Source organism: Glycomyces artemisiae, assembly GCF_003002955.1.
Taxonomy (GTDB): Bacteria; Actinomycetota; Actinomycetes; order Mycobacteriales; family Micromonosporaceae; genus Glycomyces; species Glycomyces artemisiae.
The window spans coordinates 25,879-41,949 of sequence record NZ_PVTJ01000008.1; the positions used below are offsets into that span (position 1 = coordinate 25,879).

Genomic DNA, 16,071 nt, shown 5'->3' on the forward strand with positions numbered 1-16,071 from the left:
AGCCCGCAATGTCCACGCTCTACCTCGTCCTGGTCCTCGTCGGCGGCCTCGCCAACCTCGGCTCCGGCCTCGGCGCCGTCGCCCGCCTCAAGGTCATCCTGCCGCTCATGGACGGCGCGCACGTCCCGCAGTCCATGCTGGTCTTCCCGATCGGCGTCCTCAAGATCGCGGGCGGCCTCGGCCTCCTCGCGGGCCTCGCCTACCCGCCCCTCGGCATCGCGTCCGCCGCGGGCCTGGTCCTGTTCTGGACCTGCGCGGTCCACACGCACGTCCTCGCGAACTTCTGGCCCAAGGAGACCGTCGGGACCTTCTCGTTCCTCGGCCTCGCCATCGGCACGCTCGCACTCGGCCTGGCGCTGTAGGCCCTAGCCCTTCCGCGCGACGAGGTCGCCGATCCCGACGAGGAGCCGTTCGAGCCCGAACTCGAACGAGGAGTCGTGGTCGGCGTCCCCGTCGCGCCGCGCCTCCGCCGCGACCCGGTGCGCCGTGGGAAACCGCTCCGGGTCCAGCACCAGGTGCAGGAACGGCTCGTGCGCCTGCCAGAACCGCTCCTCGGTCCGCCCCGCCCGCTCGTCGCTCTCGGCCTGCCGCTGGAACCGCGCCGTGCCCGAGACGAAACTCGTCAGCGCCATCACCGCGGCGTTCATCTCCGCGGCGCTCAGCCCCGTCCCCTCCAGCGCAGCCAGATCCCGGTCGTACTTCGCGGTCACGTTGGGCCCGAACGCGGGCCGCGCCGCGGGCAGCTCCAGCAGCCACGGATGCCGCAGGTACCGCTCCCGGTCCCGCCGCGCGATCGCCGCGCACCGCTCCCGCCAGTCCCCTTCCCCCGCAGGCGCTTCGGCCGCATCGGCGAACACGTGGTCGAGCATGAGCGCATACAGCTCCCGCTTCCCCGGCACATGCGTGTACAGCGACATCGTGCCCGCCCCGAGCCGCTCGGCGACGCTCCGCATCGTCACCGCCCCGATCCCGTCGGCGTCCGCGATGGCCACCGCCGCCTCGGCGATGGCGCCCACCGTCAGCCCGCTCCCGCGGCTCGGACGCTCCGCCGTGCGCCACAGCAGCGGCAGCACGGCACTCGGATCGGGCCATCGTTGCGAGTTCACGCGCTGATTCTAATGCCTTGCCGTACCCGGTACGGCTGACGTACCTTGTACGGTACAACGTACGGCAACGAAGGGAAACCCCATGTCCGCCATCAGATTCCTGCGCTGGAGCGCCGACGGCCGCCGCAGCGTCCTCGCCATCGAGCCCGGCCCCGCGCCCCGCCTCACCGAGACCCCCGCCCCGGATGACGCGGTCGTCCCCGGCGCCGCCGGGATCGCCCTCCTCGACGCCCCCGCGGGCTGGCTCGGCTCCGGCGCGGCCCCGCTCGGCGCCCTGCTCTACACCGGACCGGGCCCCGACGATCTCCTCGCCGCCGTGGCCGAAGGCCGCACCGACGACCTCGCCCCGACTCGGGCCGCGGGGGAGATCCACGTCGACGCGGCGCCGGAGGCCGTCTGGTCCGTCCTCGCCGATGTCGAGCGCTGGCCCCAGGTCCGCGGCGACGTCGGCGACGTCCGAGCGGACGGTCCCGCGGCGCCCGGCGCGACCTTCACGTGGAGCGCCGGACCCAACCGCGTGACCTCCACGTTCGGCGCCGTCGAACCTGGGCGGCTCCTCACCTATGTGAGCACCAGCGCGGGTGCGCACTTCACGCACGTCTACTGCACTGAGCCCGCCGGGACCGGGACCCTGCTGTCCTGCAAGGAGACCCTCTCCGGCCCGGTCGTCGCCGCGCTCCTGCCGAGCGCGGCCCTCCAAGCGGGCGTGGACTCCTGGCTCGCGGGCGTCAAGGCCGCCGCCGAGTCCCGCTGAGTCTGGCGAGCGCCTTGACCAGCTCGGCGACGTAGCCGACGCCGATGACCGGCACCGCCATCACCCAGGCGCGGCCGGCCGCGTCGGTCGTCAGGGTCGTCGTGAAGGGCTGCTCCGGCAGGAACACCAGGCCGGTGACGCAGACGGCCGCGGTGCACAGGACGAACACGATGAGCCCGGCCCGGACCGGACGCAGGAGGCCCGGCCAGTGCCCGTCCGCCTGGCGCACCGCGTAGACGGTGCCGCCGACGAGCACGAACACGAGCCAACCGAAGTTGGTCGAGGAGAAGCCGGAGATGCCGTGGTACTCGCCGCGGGCGAGTCCGAAGGCGCCGGCCACGGTCGCGCCCGCGGCGAGGGACCACCACCACGGCCACAGGCCAGGTCGGAGGGATCTGCTGAAAAATCGCTTGAGGGTGGTCATGCCTTCGAGCTTCGTACGCGCCGCGACAGGGCACATCGGACTGAAGTACCCTGTCGCGGCCCGCAGGTACGACTCCGAGCCCGTGCCTGGGTGTGGTGCCGGGTTCAGAGGGGCGCCCGAGACCGACCGCATGCAGCGGTAGGACTGGTCCTGGTTGCGGTCGTCTGAGCGGGTTTGGGGTGGGGTGGTGGGTGGGGTTCTTGCGGGCGGCGACGTGGGGGTGGACGGTGGGGCGGGTTGCTTTGGGGCCGTGGGGGTCCGGGGGTGGAACGTGAGGGTATTGCCCACCTGTGGGTGATGACAGTGGCACCTGGTGCGAGGGATGATTGGGGTACGCACAGGGACAGGGAAATCGTACAGGTGTCGGGCGGTGCAAGCAGACTAAGCCAAGCCTCTGGCCGACCGGCAAACCAGATGATCTCCGAGGCAGCGCCCCCGCCGCGAGACGACGGGACCAGGCCGATCTCATCCCCGCAGTGCTATCGGGACCCGCAGCAGTCAACCACCCCCCTTGGCGGGGGCATGGTGATCGGGCGGGGGACCCGGGGAAGGGATCACCTCGACCCCGGGCGGTGTCCGCTACGAGGCACACGACCGGAACACCGAAGCGACCGACAGGCCGACCCACACACACGCCGCACGCAGCGACCGCGCACACGGCAGGCGGTGCCGCACCCGGCCGGGCATTAGAGGACCCGGCACCGCGACACCACCCCCGGGACGCACCCGCACCACTGCAGCCACGGCCACGCACCACCGCTCTCCACTGCGAGCGCGCACCGCAACCCGTCGCAGCGGGCCATCCCGGCCGGGCACCAACCATGCCCACTGGGACGCACCGTCCGAGGCAGTCGCGAGCGCACCGATGGGAGGGCACCATCCGCCGGGCATCCACGCTGCCCGCGGGAGGAGGGCATGGCGGGACCGGGAACCGGGGAACGAACCCCGGATCCCCGGACCCGAACCGATCCCGAAACCAGGACCGGGACCGGCACCCGAATTCGGGACCGGGACCGGGGGTGAAAGGCCGGAGGACCGGAGGACCGGAGGACCGGAGGACCGGAGGCGGGAGGAACAAGGGAGACAAAGGAAGGCCGCACCGCCGAGGACCGGCACGACACCGGCACCCGACGCCCGCAGAAAGGCCCCCGACCAGGGCCAGAGGCCAATGGGTTCGACGAGACCGCAGCCGCGAAGGAGGTGACACCTCATGCCCACCACGACCACACCGCACACGCACACCCATCCGCTGTCGGTGCCGCGCCCCCGCAATCAGGCCGCCACCACAGGCACCCGAACCCGCCCCACCCCGGTCGCGCACACCGAGCCGACCCCGCGCTCGGCCGTCGCTGCCGCACTAGCCTCAGCCCGATCACCGCCTCAACCCGGCAGCGCACCCCTGAGCCGACCCCGCGCCCCGCCGTCGTTGACCGCCCGAACCGCAACCTCATCGCCGCCCCAGCCCGGCGATACACGCCGAACCGATCCCACACCCCACCGTCGCCGCCCGCCCGAACCCCGACCCGATCGCGACCCCGCTTCGGCGGCACGCCCCGGGGCCGTTCGTCACCTCGTCGTCGCTGACCGGGTGAACCGCAACACCACCCGAACCCCACTACGGCAGCAGGCCATCGGACCCGACATCTACAGGTCCAGGTGCGGTGCTCAGTGCTCCTGAGGCTCCGGGTCGAGGGTGCCGACGATCGCGCGGACCGTGGCCGCCACGAGGCCGCGGTCCAGCGGGGCGCGCTCGACGGAGCGGTGGATCGGCCAGCCCTCGATGAGCACGTCGAGCGCGAGGCACACGTGCTCGGGGAAGTGCAGCTTCAGGCTCTCGCGGCTGCGCAGGAGCCACGCCCGCATGATCGCCATGGCCTCCGGGTGGTGGTTCGCGTAGGCGTACATCTCGAAGATGAGCGCCATCTCGCGGGAGGTCGCGTACTCGGGGCCGCAGATGAGCTCCACGACCGCGGCCTCGGCGTCCTCGCGGGTCGCGGCGCGCTCCAGCGTGGCCCGGTAGTGGGCCGACATGGCGTCGGCGAGGCGCGCGAACGCCTGCACGAGCAGGCCGTCCAAGCCCTCGAAGTAGTACGTGAGCGACCCGAGGGGCACCCCGGCGCGGGCTGCGATGCGCCGGTGGGTGGTCCCGTGGACGCCCGACTCGGCGACGACGTCGAGCGCGGCGTCGAGGATCCGCTCCCTGCGCCCGGGGTCGTTGGGGACCTCGCGCCGTGTTCCTGCCATGTGATCAATCTGCCACAGCCCGCGGGTCCGGCCGGGTTCCCCCGCCTCCGGAAGTGTGTACGGTTGTACAGACTTGTGTCCTCGTCCCCGAGAAGGCAGCCCTCCGTGACCGCTTCCGTCCGCACCCGCAGGAACGCCCTGTCCTCGCTCTTCTTCCTGCCGGGCATCACCATCGCCTCGTGGGTCACCCGCACTCCGGACGTGCGCGACCTCGTCGGTGCCTCTACTGCGCAGATGGGCCTCATCCTCTTCGGCCTCTCGATCGGCTCGATGACCGGCATCCTCAGCTCCGGGTCCTTCGTGTCCCGCTGGGGCACGCGACCGGTGATGATCGCCGGGACCCTCGCCATGGCCGCCGGGGCCGGGGTCATCGGCACCGGCGCGCAGCTCGGCTCCGGGGTCGCCGTCGCCGTCGGCCTGGGCCTCTTCGGCTGCGGCATGGGCGGATCGGAGGTGGCCTTCAACATCGAGGGCGCCGAGGTCGAACGCCTCCTCGGCCGCTCCGCGATGCCGCTCATGCACGGCTTCTTCAGCCTCGGCACCGTCGTCGGCGCCACCGCGGGCATGGTCCTCACCGCCGTCGCGTTCCCCGTCGTCGCGCACCTGTGGATCGCCGCCGCGCTCGTCGTCGCCGGGCTCGCGGTCGCGATCCGCCCCGTCCCCTCGGGCGTCGGCCGCGTCCTCGCCGCCACCGCCGAGCGCGCGCCGCGCCCGGCCGTGTGGAAGGACGTGCGGCTGCTGCTCATCGGCGGCATCATCCTCGCCCTCGCCATGGCCGAGGGCACCGCGAACGACTGGCTCCCGCTGGTCATGGTCGACGGCCACGGCTTCGACGCCGCCCTCGGCTCGGCGGTCTTCGCGGTCTTCGCCGCCGCCATGACGGTCGGCCGGTTCATCGGCGGGCGCTTCGTCGACCGGTACGGGCGCGTCGCGGTCCTCGCCGCCAGCGCCGTCGTCAGCGCCGCCGGGATGGCCCTGGTCGTGTTCGTGGACAACCAGATCGTCGCCGCGGCCGCCGCGATCCTGTGGGGCCTGGGCGCCTCGCTCGGGTTCCCCGTCGCGATCTCCGCGGCCGGCGACTCCGGCAAGCACACGGCCGCCCGCGTCGGCCTGGCCGCGACCGTCGGGTACGTGGCGTTCCTCGTCGGCCCGCCCGTGCTGGGCTTCCTCGGCGAGCACTACGGGCTGCGCTCGGCCCTCATCGCCGTGCTCGTCCTGGTCCTGGCCGCCGCGTTCATCACCCCGGCCGCCCGCAAGGCCGCGCCCGCGGAGCGGGAGACGGCCTCCTCGCTCAGCCGATCGTGACGTCGACGGTGTGGAGGCCGGTGGCGCCGTCGGGGATGACGCCCTGCACGGTGCTGGTCTGGACCTCGCCCTCGCCGTCGGTGGCCCTGACGGTGAGCGTGTGGTCGCCTTCGGGCGCGTCCCATTCGTAGCGCCACTGGCGCCAGGTGTCGCCGGTGGCGACGTCGGACAGCTCGCACGGCAGCCATTCGCCGCCGTCGATCTTCAGTTCGACGGCGCTGATGCCGCGGTGCTGCGCCCACGCGACCCCGGCGACGGCCACGGTGCCCGTCCCCGCCTTGCTCTTGGGCGTGTCGATGCGCGACTGGGTCTTGATCGGGCGCGGCTCGGACCAGCCGCGGGTGATCCAGTACGCGTCGTAGCTGTCGAATGTGGTGAGTTCGAGCTCGGTGAGCCACTTGGTGGCCGAGACGTACCCGTACAGGCCGGGGATGACCAGGCGTGCGGGCCAGCCGTGGTCGAGGGGGAGCGGCTGGCCGTTCATGCCGACGGCGATCATCGCGTCGCGGCCGTCGAAGACGAGCTGCGTCGGCGATCCGGCGGTCCACCCGTCGGTGGACCGGGACACGAGCTGGTCGGCGGCGGGGTCGGGCCCGGCCTCGGCGAGGAGGTCGGCGAGGGACACGCCGAGCCAGCGGGCGTTGCCGACGAGGTCGCCGCCCACTTGGTTCGAGACGCACGCGAGCGTGACGTCCCGTTCGATGAGCTCGCGGCCGAGGAGGTCGTCGAACGTGAACGTGAGCTCCTTGTCGACCATGCCGTGGACGCGCAGCGTCCAGGTGTCGACGTCGACCTGCGGGACGGTGATCGCGGTGTCGATGCGGTAGAAGTCGCCGTTGGGGACCCGGTACGGCGCGAGGCCGTCCACTTCGAAGTCGGCGACCGGCCCCGGTTCGACGGCGGGCACGTCGGCTTCGGGGAGCTTCACGGCGTCGCGCTGCGCCTCGACCCCGGCGGGCCCGGACCGCCCGGCCCACCACGAGGCCGCGAACCCGGCCGCGGCCACGCCGCCGAGCACCATGAGGAACCCGCGCCGCCCGGACTCCTCGGCCTGGGACCTGCTGCCCCACAACTGGAGGCCGAGAATCGTCACGGCCCCGGCGAGCAGCGACGGCACGACCGCTTCGACCCCGAGGCCGGGCCGCGTGAACGCGGCCGCGGCGCCGACGAGCGCGAGCACGGCGACCGCGATCCGCGCGGGCCACGGGCGCGTGCGCCACAGGACCCCGACGCCCGCGCCGACGACGGCGATGCCGACGAGCAGCCCGGCGATGAGCAGCGGCTTGTCGAGGGTGCCGACCAGCTCGATGAACCAGTGCGACACTTCGAGGGGGACCACGGCGACCACCGCGTCCGACAGGGCCGACAGGGGCGCCGACCGCGGCTCGTAGAGCGCGGCGGCGAGGTGCCCGATTGCGAGGCCCGCGACGGTGGCGAGCAGTCCGGCGGCGGCCCAGGAGCGCGGCGGTGCGTGATGCGTGGTGTTCACCCCTCCATCTTGAACCGCTTCGGGCCCGGATGCCCGGCGGCGGTGCTTACGTTCCGCTAAACAAGGGCCGCGGGCGACTGCGCGAGCGCCTGCGCGAAGTCCTCCACGAGGTCCTCGGCGGCCTCGATCCCCGCGGAGAAGCGCACGACCTCGCCCGACATGCCGTGCGCCGCGCCGTCGAGGCGGAGCCGGGTCACGAGCGACTCGACGCCGCCGAGGCTCGGCGCCGCGTACGGCAGCCGCAGCGCCTTGACGATCGCCTCGGCGGCGGGCGCGCCGCCGACCGGGCGGAACGTGACGACCGACCCGAATCCGTCGAACAGCGCCGCCGCGCGCCGGTGGTCGGGGTGCTGCGGCAGGCCCGGGTAGCGGACCGCGGCGACCGCGGCATGAGCGGCGAGGAGCTCGGCGACGGCCTGGGCGTTCTCGTTCTGGCGCTGCACGCGCAGCGCGAGCGTCTTGAGACCGCGCGCGAGCAGGAACGCGGCGTGCGGGTCGAGGCTCGCGCCGTAGGAGCCGAGCACGGCGGCGACGCGCGCGATCCGCTCGCGCGAGCCGGTGACCGCGCCCGCGGTGAGGTCGGAGTGGCCGTTGAGCGCCTTGGTCGCCGAGTGGCACACCAGGTCGAAGCCGACCGCGTGCGGCCGGAACACGACCGGCGTGGCGAGCGTGTTGTCGATGAGGGACGTCAGGCCGTGCTCGCGCGCGAACCTGGCGGCCCCGGCGAGGTCGCCGACCGCGGTGAGCGGGTTGGTGATCGACTCGGTGAGGAGCGCCTTCGTGGACGGGCGCAGGGCCCGGCGCCACGCGTCCGGGTCGCCGGGGTCGACCAGGTCGAACGACCAGCCGAGGCGCGCGGCGTGCTCGGTGAGGAACTGGAGCGTGCCGCCGTAGAAGTCGCCCGCGGCGATGAGGTGGTCGCCCGTGGCGAGGACGCTGTGGAGCGCGGTCGTGATGGCGCCCATGCCCGAGGCGGTCGCGACGGCAGCCTCCGCGCCTTCGAGGGCGGCGAGCCTGCGGTGCAGGTGCCGCTGGGTCGGGTTGGTGCCGAGCCTGGAATAGGGCGCGTCGCCGACGCCGCCGCCCGGGTCGGTCTCGAAGACCGTGCCCTGGAAGACCGGGAAGACCACCGAGCCGCCCGCGGCGGGCCGCGGCTCGCCGCCGTGGACGGCGAGGGTCGCGAACCTTCGTGTGTCGCTCATGCGGCTGAGGCTACGGCCGCGGGCGTCCTGAGTTCCACGATTCGTCCTTACGTTTCGCTTACGTCCGCCAGCGCCGGGATCGCGGCGTCGAGCAGTTCCTTCACCTTGTGCAGGTTCGCCTCGAACACCGCGAACACGGCGTCCTGGCTGACCGGCTCGACGCCGGGGTCCTCGTCCAGTCCGGCGTCGTAGTCGGTGACCAGGGCGATCCCCACGAACGGGATGCCCGCCTCCATCGCGAGCGGCGCTTCGGGGCACTGGGTCATGTTGACGACGTGCCAGCCGGACTCGCGGTGCCAGCGCGACTCGGCGCGGCTGGAGAACCGCGGGCCGTTGACGACCACGACGGTGCCGCCGTCGTGCGCGGTCACCCCGACTTCGGCGGCGGCGTCGAGGACGACGCGGCGCAGGCGCGGGTCGTACGGCTCGGCGAACGGGATGTGCACGGGCCCGTCCGTGAACTCGTCATGGAAGGTGGACTCGCGCCCCCAGGTGCGGTCCACGATCTGGTCGCAGACGACGAAGTCGCCGGGGCGGATCTCGGGCCGCAGCGACCCGGCCGCGAACGGCGAGACGAGGGCCCGCACGCCGAGCTGCCGCATGGCGTCCACATTGGCGCGGTAGTTGACCTTGTGGGGCGGGAGGCGGTGCCCGGCGCCGTGGCGGGGGAGGAACGCGACGCGGACTCCGGCTGTCTCCGCGATGGCGACGGGGGCCGAGGGCGGGCCCCAGTCGGTCGCGATGTCCCACGTCTCGGCCTGCGCCGCAAGGGTGTAGAAGCCGGATCCGCCGAAGACGCCGATATCGGCGCGGGGACGGTCGTTCACTGGTGACTCCTCTTCAGGTTCGCGGCGGCTCTGGCCCGTGCCAGTTGCGCGCGCATGTCCTTGACGGCGCGGAAGGTTCCGCCGACGGTGCCGGTGACCTTGCTGCGGCCGGTGCGGGGCCGGTAGGGGACCGGCAGTTCGGCGATCCGCCACCCGTCGAGCCCGGCCCGCAGGACCATTTCGAGGGGCCAGCCGGAGCGGCGGTCGGCGGTGCCGAGCGCGAGGAGGTCTTCTCTGCGGGCTGCGCGCATCGGCCCGATGTCGGTGACGGCGGCGCCGCAGGTGCGCCGGACCTGCCGCGCGAGGTACCGGTTGGCGAGGCGCCCGTGCAGGGGCATCGCGCCTCTGCTGGCTTTCCTTGCGCCCAATGCCAGGTCGGCGTCGCCGTTGAGGACGGGCCCGCACACCGCGGGCAGGTCCTTCGGGTCCAGGGACGCGTCGCAGTCCATGAACGCCACGACCGGCGCGGTCGCGGCGGCGAGCCCCGCGAAGCACGCGGCGCCGAAGCCGCGGCGCGGCTCGGCCACCACCCGCGCGCCGAGCTTCGCGGCGACCTCCGCGGACCCGTCCGTCGAGCCGTTGTCGACCACGATCGGCCGGTACCCCTCGGGCATCCGCTCCAGCACCCACGGGATCGCGTCGCGTTCGTCCAGGACCGGCAGGACCACATCGACTGCGTTGGCGCCCAGCAGGTCCCGGATGCGCCCGGCCGTGCGCGTCCGCGGCGCGAGCACGGCGACCGCGCGGGCGTCCCCGGCGTCGTCGAGGTCGCGCAGCACCGGCAGGTCGGCGACCTCCAGGCCGAGCGCCTCCAACTGCTTGCGCTGGAGCCGGCCCGTGTCGCCGGTGCTCATCGGCACGTCCGCGAACGCCTCAGGGTGCGGCCGGGCCAGGCCCAGCGCCCACCACCCGCCGTCCTCCGCGAGGCCCAGCGCCGCGTCCGCGCCCTCGGCGACCACCGCGAGCGCCGCGTCCAGGAGCTCCGGCGTCACCTGCGGGGTGTCCATGCCGATCTGGAGCCCCGGCCCCTCCACGTGCGCCCACGCCGCCGCCAGCCGCTCGTTGAACGTGCCGTCGACCTGCGCGAACACCTCGAACCCCGGGGGCAGCCACGGGCCGGGCTCGCCGTCGAGCGCGAGCAGCAGCCGGTCGGCCCCGCACCCCGCGGCGGCCTCCAGCGTGTCCGCGAGCGCGGCCTCCGCCACCTCCGCGGCCCCCTCGGGGGTCAACGGCGGCGTGAGCCGGGTCTTCGACCGGCCCGGGACCGGGGCTTTCGCCACGACGAGGAGATGGGTCCGCTGCATGGGGCCGATGCTAGTGGCGCGCGGGCCCTCCCAGGCCCGCTCGATCCTTACGGTTCGCGAAAGTCTCGGCAGGTCGCATGACGGACCGCCGCGTGATCGGGCATCGTTGCACCATGACCTCCCGAGTGGACCCGCGCGTCCTCGTCGTCGACGACGACCCCGCCCTCGCGGAGGTCGTCGCCCGCTACCTGCGCCGCGACGGCTTCGACGTCGACTACGCGCCCGACGGCGCCACCGGCCTCGAACGGGCCCTCGCCACCCTCCCCGACCTGGTCGTCCTTGACCTGATGATGCCGGGCATGGACGGCTTCGAGGTGTGCAAGCGCCTGCGCGAGGCCACCGCGATCCCCGTGGTCATGCTGACCGCCCGCGGCGAGGAGACCGACCGCATCACCGGCCTCGACCTCGGCGCCGACGACTACGTGACCAAGCCGTTCTCCCCGGGCGAGCTCGCCGCCCGCGTCCGCGCCGTCCTGCGCCGCGCCGCGCCCCAGGCCCCGGCGCCCGCGGTCCTCACCGGCGGCGGCGTCGCCGTCGACACCGTCGCCCACCGCGCCGTCCGCGGCGGCGCCGAACTCGACCTCACGGCGAAGGAGTACGACCTGCTCGTGTGCTTCCTGACCAACCCGGGGCGGGCCTTCCGCCGCGAGGAACTGCTCGAAACGGTGTGGGGCTGGAGCATCGGCGACACCTCCACCGTCACCGTCCACGTGCGGCGCCTGCGCGAGAAGATCGAGGACGACGCCTCCGCGCCCCGCCACCTCACCACCGTCCGCGGCGTCGGCTACCGGTGGGAGCCCTGATGCGGCGCTTGACGAACCGGCGCGCGGGCTCGCTGCTGATCCTCGCGGTGGCGCTCGCTGCCGCGACCGCCCTCGCGGTCGCCTTCGACTTCCCGCCGCGCGACATCGCCGTCCTCGTCGCCACCGCCGCGGTCGCCTCCGCGGTCGCCGGGGCCGTCGGCGGCGTCGTCCTCCGCGCGCTCCGCGGCCGGGGCGCCCGCGTCCAGACCATGACCGTCGCGCTCTCCTCGGTCCTCGTCGCCGCCACCGGCGTCGTCACCGCCGCGCTCGCGATGTTCATCTCCTACCACGACCTCGTGCTGCTGTTCGTGGTCCTCATCGTCGCCTCCGGCGTCGCGTTCGGCGCCGCCTGGCAGCTCGGCGACGACATCGGTGCGGGCGCCGAGCAGGTCGGGGCGTACGCGCGCACCATGGTCGACGGCGACGGGCACGCCGCCGCCGGCCTCGCCCCCGCGGTCACCGGCCCCGGCGAACTCGCCGCGCTCGCAGGAGAACTCGCCGACGTCTCCCGGCGCCTCGAAGAGTCCCAGCGGCGCGAGCGCGCCCTCGAATCCTCACGGCGCGAACTCATCGCCTGGGTCTCCCACGACCTGCGCGCCCCGCTCGCGACCATCCGCGCGATGGCCGAGGCCCTCGACGACGGCGTGGTCGACGACGACGCCGCCGTCAAGCGCTACCACGCCCAGATCCGCACCGACGCCGAACGGCTCTCCGCGCTCGTGGACGACCTCTTCGAGCTCTCCCGCATCAACAGCGGCTCCCTGCGGCTCGGCCGCGAGCAGGTCGACCTGCGCGACGCCGTCGCCGACACCCTCGCCGGGGCCAGCGCCGCCGCCGACCTGAAAGGCGTCCGCGTCGTCGAACGCCTCGCCGCCCTCCCGGCCGCCGAGGTCTCGGCCCGCGAATGCTGCCGCGCCCTCGACAACCTCTTCGACAACGCCATCCGCCACACCCCCGCCGGAGGGACGATCCTCATCGAGGCCGCCGCCGCCCCCGGCGCCGCCGTCCTGTCCATCCAGGACCAGTGCGGCGGCATCCCCGACGCCGACCTGCCCCGCGTCTTCGACATCGCGTTCCGCGGCGACGAGGCCCGCCGCCGCGACGAGCGCGGCGGCGGACTCGGCCTCGCGATCAGCCGCGGCCTCATCGAGGCCCACGCGGGCACCGTCACCGTCGCCAACACCGCGGGCGGCTGCCGCTTCACGATCAGCCTCCCCGCCGGGGCGCGCCGGTGACGGCCAAGGCCCGGACCGCCGCCGTCCTCACCGGCTGGGCCCTGCTCCTCGCCCTCGCCTGGGTCCTCGGCCAAGTGAAACTCAACGTCACCGAAGGCCGCCACCAGCTCGGCGCGATGCCCCTGTTCGGCAGCTGGGAGCCCCACTTCGACGCCACGCTCCTTGCCCCGGTCGCCGTGGGCGCCCTGCTCATCGCGTTCCTCCCGGCTGCCGCGGCCCGCTGGCGCTGGCGGTGGACCGCGCTTGCGACCGCTCTCGCCGCGGTCGCCTTCAGCCTCTCCCTGACCGTCGCCCACTCCCACCCCCGCACCTGGACCGACCTCGACCACCATTACGCGAGCAACGCGCACCTGGTGGACGACGCGGGCGGCCCCGGCGCGTTCCTCGCGCACTACACGCAGCTCCAGCTCGACGGCGTCTACCCGGTCCACCTCCAGTCCCACCCGCCCGGCCTTGTCCTCTTCTTCTGGGGCGCAGAGAAACTCGGCCTCTCCGGCATCCTGTTCCAGAACACCGTGATCCAGCTCGGCGTCGCCGCCGCGGTCCTCGCCGCACTGGCGATCGGCCGCGACGTCGCAGGCGAGCGCCTCGCCCGCCGCGCCGCCCCGTTCCTCGTCATCGCCCCGGCCGCGTACTGGCACAACACCGCCGACCTCATCTTCGCGGGCGTCACGCTCGCGGCCGTCGCCTGCCTGATCCTCGCCACGAACCGCACCGGCCCCCGCGCCGCCGCCCTGACCGCGGCCGGAGGGCTCCTTGCGGGCGCCGCCCTCATGCTGTCGTTCTCCGCTGCGCTGCTCGCTCTCCCGGTCCTGGTCGTCGCCGTATGGCGCCGCCGCTGGGGCGTGCTCCTCGGCGGCGGCGCGCTCGCGGCCGCCGTGGTCCTCGCGCCGCTGCTGTGGGGGTACTGGTGGCTCGAAGGGCTCCAGACGACGCGGGTCCGCTACTACGCGGGCGTGGCCGCGATCCGCGGGTACTGGTACTTCCTGCTCGCGAACCTCGCGGTCTTCGCGCTGGCACTGGGCCCGGCAATCGCGGTGGCTCTGTCGCGGCTGCGCGACCGCCGCATGTGGATTGTCGTCGGCTCGTGCCTCGCGGCCGTCGCGGTCGCGGACCTGTCGGGCATGTCCTCGGCCGAGACCGAGCGGATCTGGCAGCCGTTCATGCCCCTCGTCCTCCTCGCCGGGTGCGCCCTCCCGCGCCCCCGCGCGTGGCTGGCGGTCCAGCTCGGGGTCGCCGTCGTCCTCGCCGCCGCACTGCGGGTGCAGTGGTGAACCACCGAAAGGCTCATCAATGCGCGTACTGGTCACCGGCGGCGCCGGGTTCATCGGCGGAGCGGTCTGCCGCCACCTCGCCGCCCGCGGCGACGACGTGGTCGTCCTCGATTCCCTTGCGGCCCACAAGCACACCCCCGACTACCTGCCCGACTCGGCGGAGCTGATCGTCGGCGACCTCGCCGACGAGGACGCCGTCCGGCGCGCCGTCGAGGGCGTCGACGCGGTCTGCCACCAGGCCGCCCGCGTCGGCCTCGGCGTCGACTTCGACGACGTCTCCGCCTACGTCGCCGACAACGACGGCGGCACCGCGAACCTTCTGCGGGCCCTGTGGCGGCGCTCCTTCGCCGGCCGCCTCGTCGTCGCCTCCTCGATGGTCGTCTACGGCGAGGGCCGCTACCGCTGCCCCGCGCACGGCGACGTCCGCGCCGCGCCCCGTACTGCCGCCGACCTCGACGCGGGCCGCTTCGACCCCCGCTGCCCCGCCTGCGCCGCCGCCCTCGCCTGGGCCCCGGTCACCGAGGACGCCCCGCTCGACCCCCGGAACGTCTACGCCGCCACCAAGGTCCACACCGAGCACCTGTCCACCCTGTACGGCCGCGAATCGGGCGCCACCGTCTGCGCCCTGCGCTACCACAACGTCTACGGCCCCCACATGCCCCGCGACACCCCCTACGCTGGGGTCGCCAGCATCTTCCGCAGCGCCCTCGAATCAGGCCGGGCCCCGCGCGTCTTCGAAGACGGCGCCCAGACCCGCGACTTCGTCCACGTCGACGACGTCGCCCGCGCCAACCTCGCCGCCCTCGACTCCACTTGGACCGGCGCCTGCAACATCGCCTCCGGCGAACCCCACACCATCGCCGACATGGCCGCCGCCCTCACCGCGGGCTTCCCTGACGCCCCGGCCCCTGTCGTGACCGGCGACTACCGCCTCGGCGACGTCCGCCACATCGTCGCCTCACCCGACCTCGCCGCCGACCGCCTCGGCTTCCGCGCCGCCATCGGCTTCGCGGAGGGCATGGCCGCCTTCGCCCACGCCCCGCTCCGCTAACGCGCGACCTGCTGCGGCACCGCCGCCTCGCGGAAGACCAGCACCAGCTCCGCGGGCGGCGTCCAGCGCCGCACCCCGGTCGTGAACATGAGCCCGAACGCGATGCACGCCAGCACGAACCCGAGTCCGAACGACAGCGCCACCGCCATGCCCGCCTGCATCTCGACCCCGCCGACTCCGAACGTGCCGGTCGCCAGCAGCACCCCCGGCACGATCGCGCCGCCGCTCGCTATCCCGACTGCGCTGAGCCACACCAGCGTGAACACACGCGCCCAGAACCGCCCCCGGTTCAGGCCGATCGACGACGTCAGCGCCAGCGCCGCGAGCGCCGCAGTCGCAGCGACCGCCCACACGCCCGTCACGGCCCAGGCCAGCGGCATGAGCGCGACCATCCAGAACACCACTTGCGCCCACGAGAGTGAGCGCGGCCGCTCGATCGTCCGTTGAGGGCTCCGGTACACGGCGCTGAGCGCCATGCCCGGCCCGGGGGCGCCCTCCATCCGGGCCTGACCGCGCTGCGCGCGGTGCATGAGCATCCACTCGCGCAACGGCTTCGAGCACAGCAGCAGGATGAGCACCAGGTAGAGCACGCCGACGACCGCCGCGAACGGAACCACGCCCGGCGCCATGCGGACCAGCGTCATCCCCGCCATCGTGGTCCCGACCGCCAGCACGAATCCGATGACGGCGCTGGTGAGGGCCCAGACCCAGGCCCAGCGCTTGCCGCGGCCGATCTGCATGGGGGTGACCAGCGATTGGATGGTGGCGTACAGGGCGTAGGCGAGTCCGGCGAGGCTCAGCGGGTGGAAGTCGCGGGTCATCACGATCGCCGTCAAGAGGTCCACGACGGCGGTGACGGCCGCGAAGACCCACAGGAGCGTCTGCACCCACGCGACATTGCGCGGCTTGCGCATCGTGAACGCCATCGGCGACGACCCGCCGGGCACCGGCGGTGCGTAAGCGCCGCCCGGCCCCGCGGGCACGGGTACGGCGCCGTACCTGAGCTGCATCCAGTCAACCGGGGGCGGGAGGAGCTGCTGCTGCGACAAGGCT

The 16,071-nt window shown here is 73.8% G+C and carries 15 protein-coding genes; 7 read left to right on the plus strand and 8 right to left on the minus strand.

The annotated features are described in order from the left end of the window. Positions 1-8: 8 nt before the first annotated feature. Positions 9-362 (plus strand): DoxX family protein, encoded by a 354-nt coding sequence (locus tag B0I28_RS19420; protein WP_106365513.1) that lies wholly within the window; start codon positions 9-11, stop codon positions 360-362. A gap of 3 nt (positions 363-365) precedes the next feature. On the opposite strand, the gene B0I28_RS19425 is transcribed toward B0I28_RS19420, so the two are convergent. Then, positions 366-1,106, minus strand: coding sequence for a TetR/AcrR family transcriptional regulator C-terminal domain-containing protein (locus tag B0I28_RS19425; protein WP_106365514.1), 741 nt, complete (start codon positions 1,104-1,106; stop codon positions 366-368). 82 nt (positions 1,107-1,188) lie between these two features. On the opposite strand from B0I28_RS19425, the gene B0I28_RS19430 reads away from it, so the two are divergent. Further along, positions 1,189-1,860: an SRPBCC family protein gene (locus tag B0I28_RS19430; protein ID WP_106365515.1), complete on the plus strand. Its 672-nt coding sequence runs from the start codon at positions 1,189-1,191 to the stop codon at positions 1,858-1,860. On the opposite strand, the gene B0I28_RS19435 is transcribed toward B0I28_RS19430, so the two are convergent. Both B0I28_RS19435 and B0I28_RS19440 read right to left on the minus strand, forming a co-directional pair. Then, entirely contained in the window at positions 1,835-2,284 is a 450-nt protein-coding gene (locus B0I28_RS19435) for a hypothetical protein (protein ID WP_106365516.1), read from the minus strand. The two genes, B0I28_RS19430 and B0I28_RS19435, sit on opposite strands and share 26 nt — an antisense overlap. A 1,665-nt stretch (positions 2,285-3,949) precedes the next feature. After that, positions 3,950-4,528 (minus strand): TetR/AcrR family transcriptional regulator, encoded by a 579-nt coding sequence (locus tag B0I28_RS19440; RefSeq protein ID WP_106365517.1) that lies wholly within the window; start codon positions 4,526-4,528, stop codon positions 3,950-3,952. A 105-nt stretch (positions 4,529-4,633) separates the two neighbouring features. On the opposite strand from B0I28_RS19440, the gene B0I28_RS19445 reads away from it, so the two are divergent. Next, positions 4,634-5,833: an MFS transporter gene (locus B0I28_RS19445; protein ID WP_106365518.1), complete on the plus strand. Its 1,200-nt coding sequence runs from the start codon at positions 4,634-4,636 to the stop codon at positions 5,831-5,833. Here B0I28_RS19445 and B0I28_RS19450 read toward each other — a convergent pair. Genes B0I28_RS19450 through B0I28_RS27995 form a run of 4 tightly spaced genes read right to left on the minus strand, consistent with a single transcriptional unit; the run spans position 5,820 to position 10,655 of the window. Beyond that, entirely contained in the window at positions 5,820-7,322 is a 1,503-nt protein-coding gene (locus B0I28_RS19450; protein WP_219926865.1) for a molybdopterin-dependent oxidoreductase, read from the minus strand. The two genes, B0I28_RS19445 and B0I28_RS19450, sit on opposite strands and share 14 nt — an antisense overlap. A 56-nt stretch (positions 7,323-7,378) precedes the next feature. Beyond that, entirely contained in the window at positions 7,379-8,524 is a 1,146-nt protein-coding gene (locus B0I28_RS19455; protein WP_106365519.1) for a trans-sulfuration enzyme family protein, read from the minus strand. 47 nt (positions 8,525-8,571) lie between these two features. After that, on the minus strand, positions 8,572-9,351 hold the full coding sequence (locus B0I28_RS19460; RefSeq protein WP_106365520.1) for an MTAP family purine nucleoside phosphorylase: 780 nt from the start codon (positions 9,349-9,351) through the stop codon (positions 8,572-8,574). Beyond that, positions 9,348-10,655 carry a glycosyltransferase family 2 protein gene (locus B0I28_RS27995; RefSeq protein WP_181245866.1) on the minus strand — a complete coding sequence of 436 codons (1,308 nt, stop codon included), beginning with the start codon at positions 10,653-10,655 and terminating at the stop codon, positions 9,348-9,350. The genes B0I28_RS19460 and B0I28_RS27995 overlap by 4 nt, the downstream gene beginning before the upstream one ends. Before the next feature lie 113 nt (positions 10,656-10,768). Between B0I28_RS27995 and B0I28_RS19470 the strand changes: the two genes are divergently transcribed. Genes B0I28_RS19470 through B0I28_RS19485 form a run of 4 tightly spaced genes read left to right on the plus strand, consistent with a single transcriptional unit; the run spans position 10,769 to position 15,018 of the window. Then, positions 10,769-11,458 (plus strand): response regulator transcription factor, encoded by a 690-nt coding sequence (locus tag B0I28_RS19470; protein ID WP_219926866.1) that lies wholly within the window; start codon positions 10,769-10,771, stop codon positions 11,456-11,458. Beyond that, positions 11,458-12,693 (plus strand): sensor histidine kinase, encoded by a 1,236-nt coding sequence (locus B0I28_RS19475; protein ID WP_106365522.1) that lies wholly within the window; start codon positions 11,458-11,460, stop codon positions 12,691-12,693. The genes B0I28_RS19470 and B0I28_RS19475 overlap by 1 nt, the downstream gene beginning before the upstream one ends. Continuing rightward, complete coding sequence (locus tag B0I28_RS19480; RefSeq protein ID WP_106365523.1) at positions 12,690-13,967, plus strand: hypothetical protein; 1,278 nt, start codon at positions 12,690-12,692, stop codon at positions 13,965-13,967. The genes B0I28_RS19475 and B0I28_RS19480 overlap by 4 nt, the downstream gene beginning before the upstream one ends. Before the next feature lie 19 nt (positions 13,968-13,986). Next, positions 13,987-15,018: an SDR family NAD(P)-dependent oxidoreductase gene (locus B0I28_RS19485; RefSeq protein WP_106365524.1), complete on the plus strand. Its 1,032-nt coding sequence runs from the start codon at positions 13,987-13,989 to the stop codon at positions 15,016-15,018. Here B0I28_RS19485 and B0I28_RS19490 read toward each other — a convergent pair. Continuing rightward, positions 15,015-16,067 carry a hypothetical protein gene (locus B0I28_RS19490; protein ID WP_106365525.1) on the minus strand — a complete coding sequence of 351 codons (1,053 nt, stop codon included), beginning with the start codon at positions 16,065-16,067 and terminating at the stop codon, positions 15,015-15,017. The genes B0I28_RS19485 and B0I28_RS19490 overlap by 4 nt on opposite strands. Positions 16,068-16,071 lie beyond the last annotated feature (4 nt).

What these genes read in the sequence shown, in the direction of transcription:
- B0I28_RS19420 (WP_106365513.1), top strand. Translation starts at nt 9, where the DNA reads ATGTCCACGCTCTACCTCGTCCTGGTCCTCGTCGGCGGCCTCGCCAAC.
- B0I28_RS19430 (WP_106365515.1), top strand. Translation starts at nt 1,189, where the DNA reads ATGTCCGCCATCAGATTCCTGCGCTGGAGCGCCGACGGCCGCCGCAGC.
- B0I28_RS19435 (WP_106365516.1), bottom strand. Translation starts at nt 2,284, where the DNA reads ATGACCACCCTCAAGCGATTTTTCAGCAGATCCCTCCGACCTGGCCTG.
- B0I28_RS19440 (WP_106365517.1), bottom strand. Translation starts at nt 4,528, where the DNA reads ATGGCAGGAACACGGCGCGAGGTCCCCAACGACCCCGGGCGCAGGGAG.
- B0I28_RS19455 (WP_106365519.1), bottom strand. Translation starts at nt 8,524, where the DNA reads ATGAGCGACACACGAAGGTTCGCGACCCTCGCCGTCCACGGCGGCGAG.
- B0I28_RS27995 (WP_181245866.1), bottom strand. Translation starts at nt 10,655, where the DNA reads ATGCAGCGGACCCATCTCCTCGTCGTGGCGAAAGCCCCGGTCCCGGGC.
- B0I28_RS19470 (WP_219926866.1), top strand. Translation starts at nt 10,769, where the DNA reads ATGACCTCCCGAGTGGACCCGCGCGTCCTCGTCGTCGACGACGACCCC.
- B0I28_RS19475 (WP_106365522.1), top strand. Translation starts at nt 11,458, where the DNA reads ATGCGGCGCTTGACGAACCGGCGCGCGGGCTCGCTGCTGATCCTCGCG.
- B0I28_RS19485 (WP_106365524.1), top strand. Translation starts at nt 13,987, where the DNA reads ATGCGCGTACTGGTCACCGGCGGCGCCGGGTTCATCGGCGGAGCGGTC.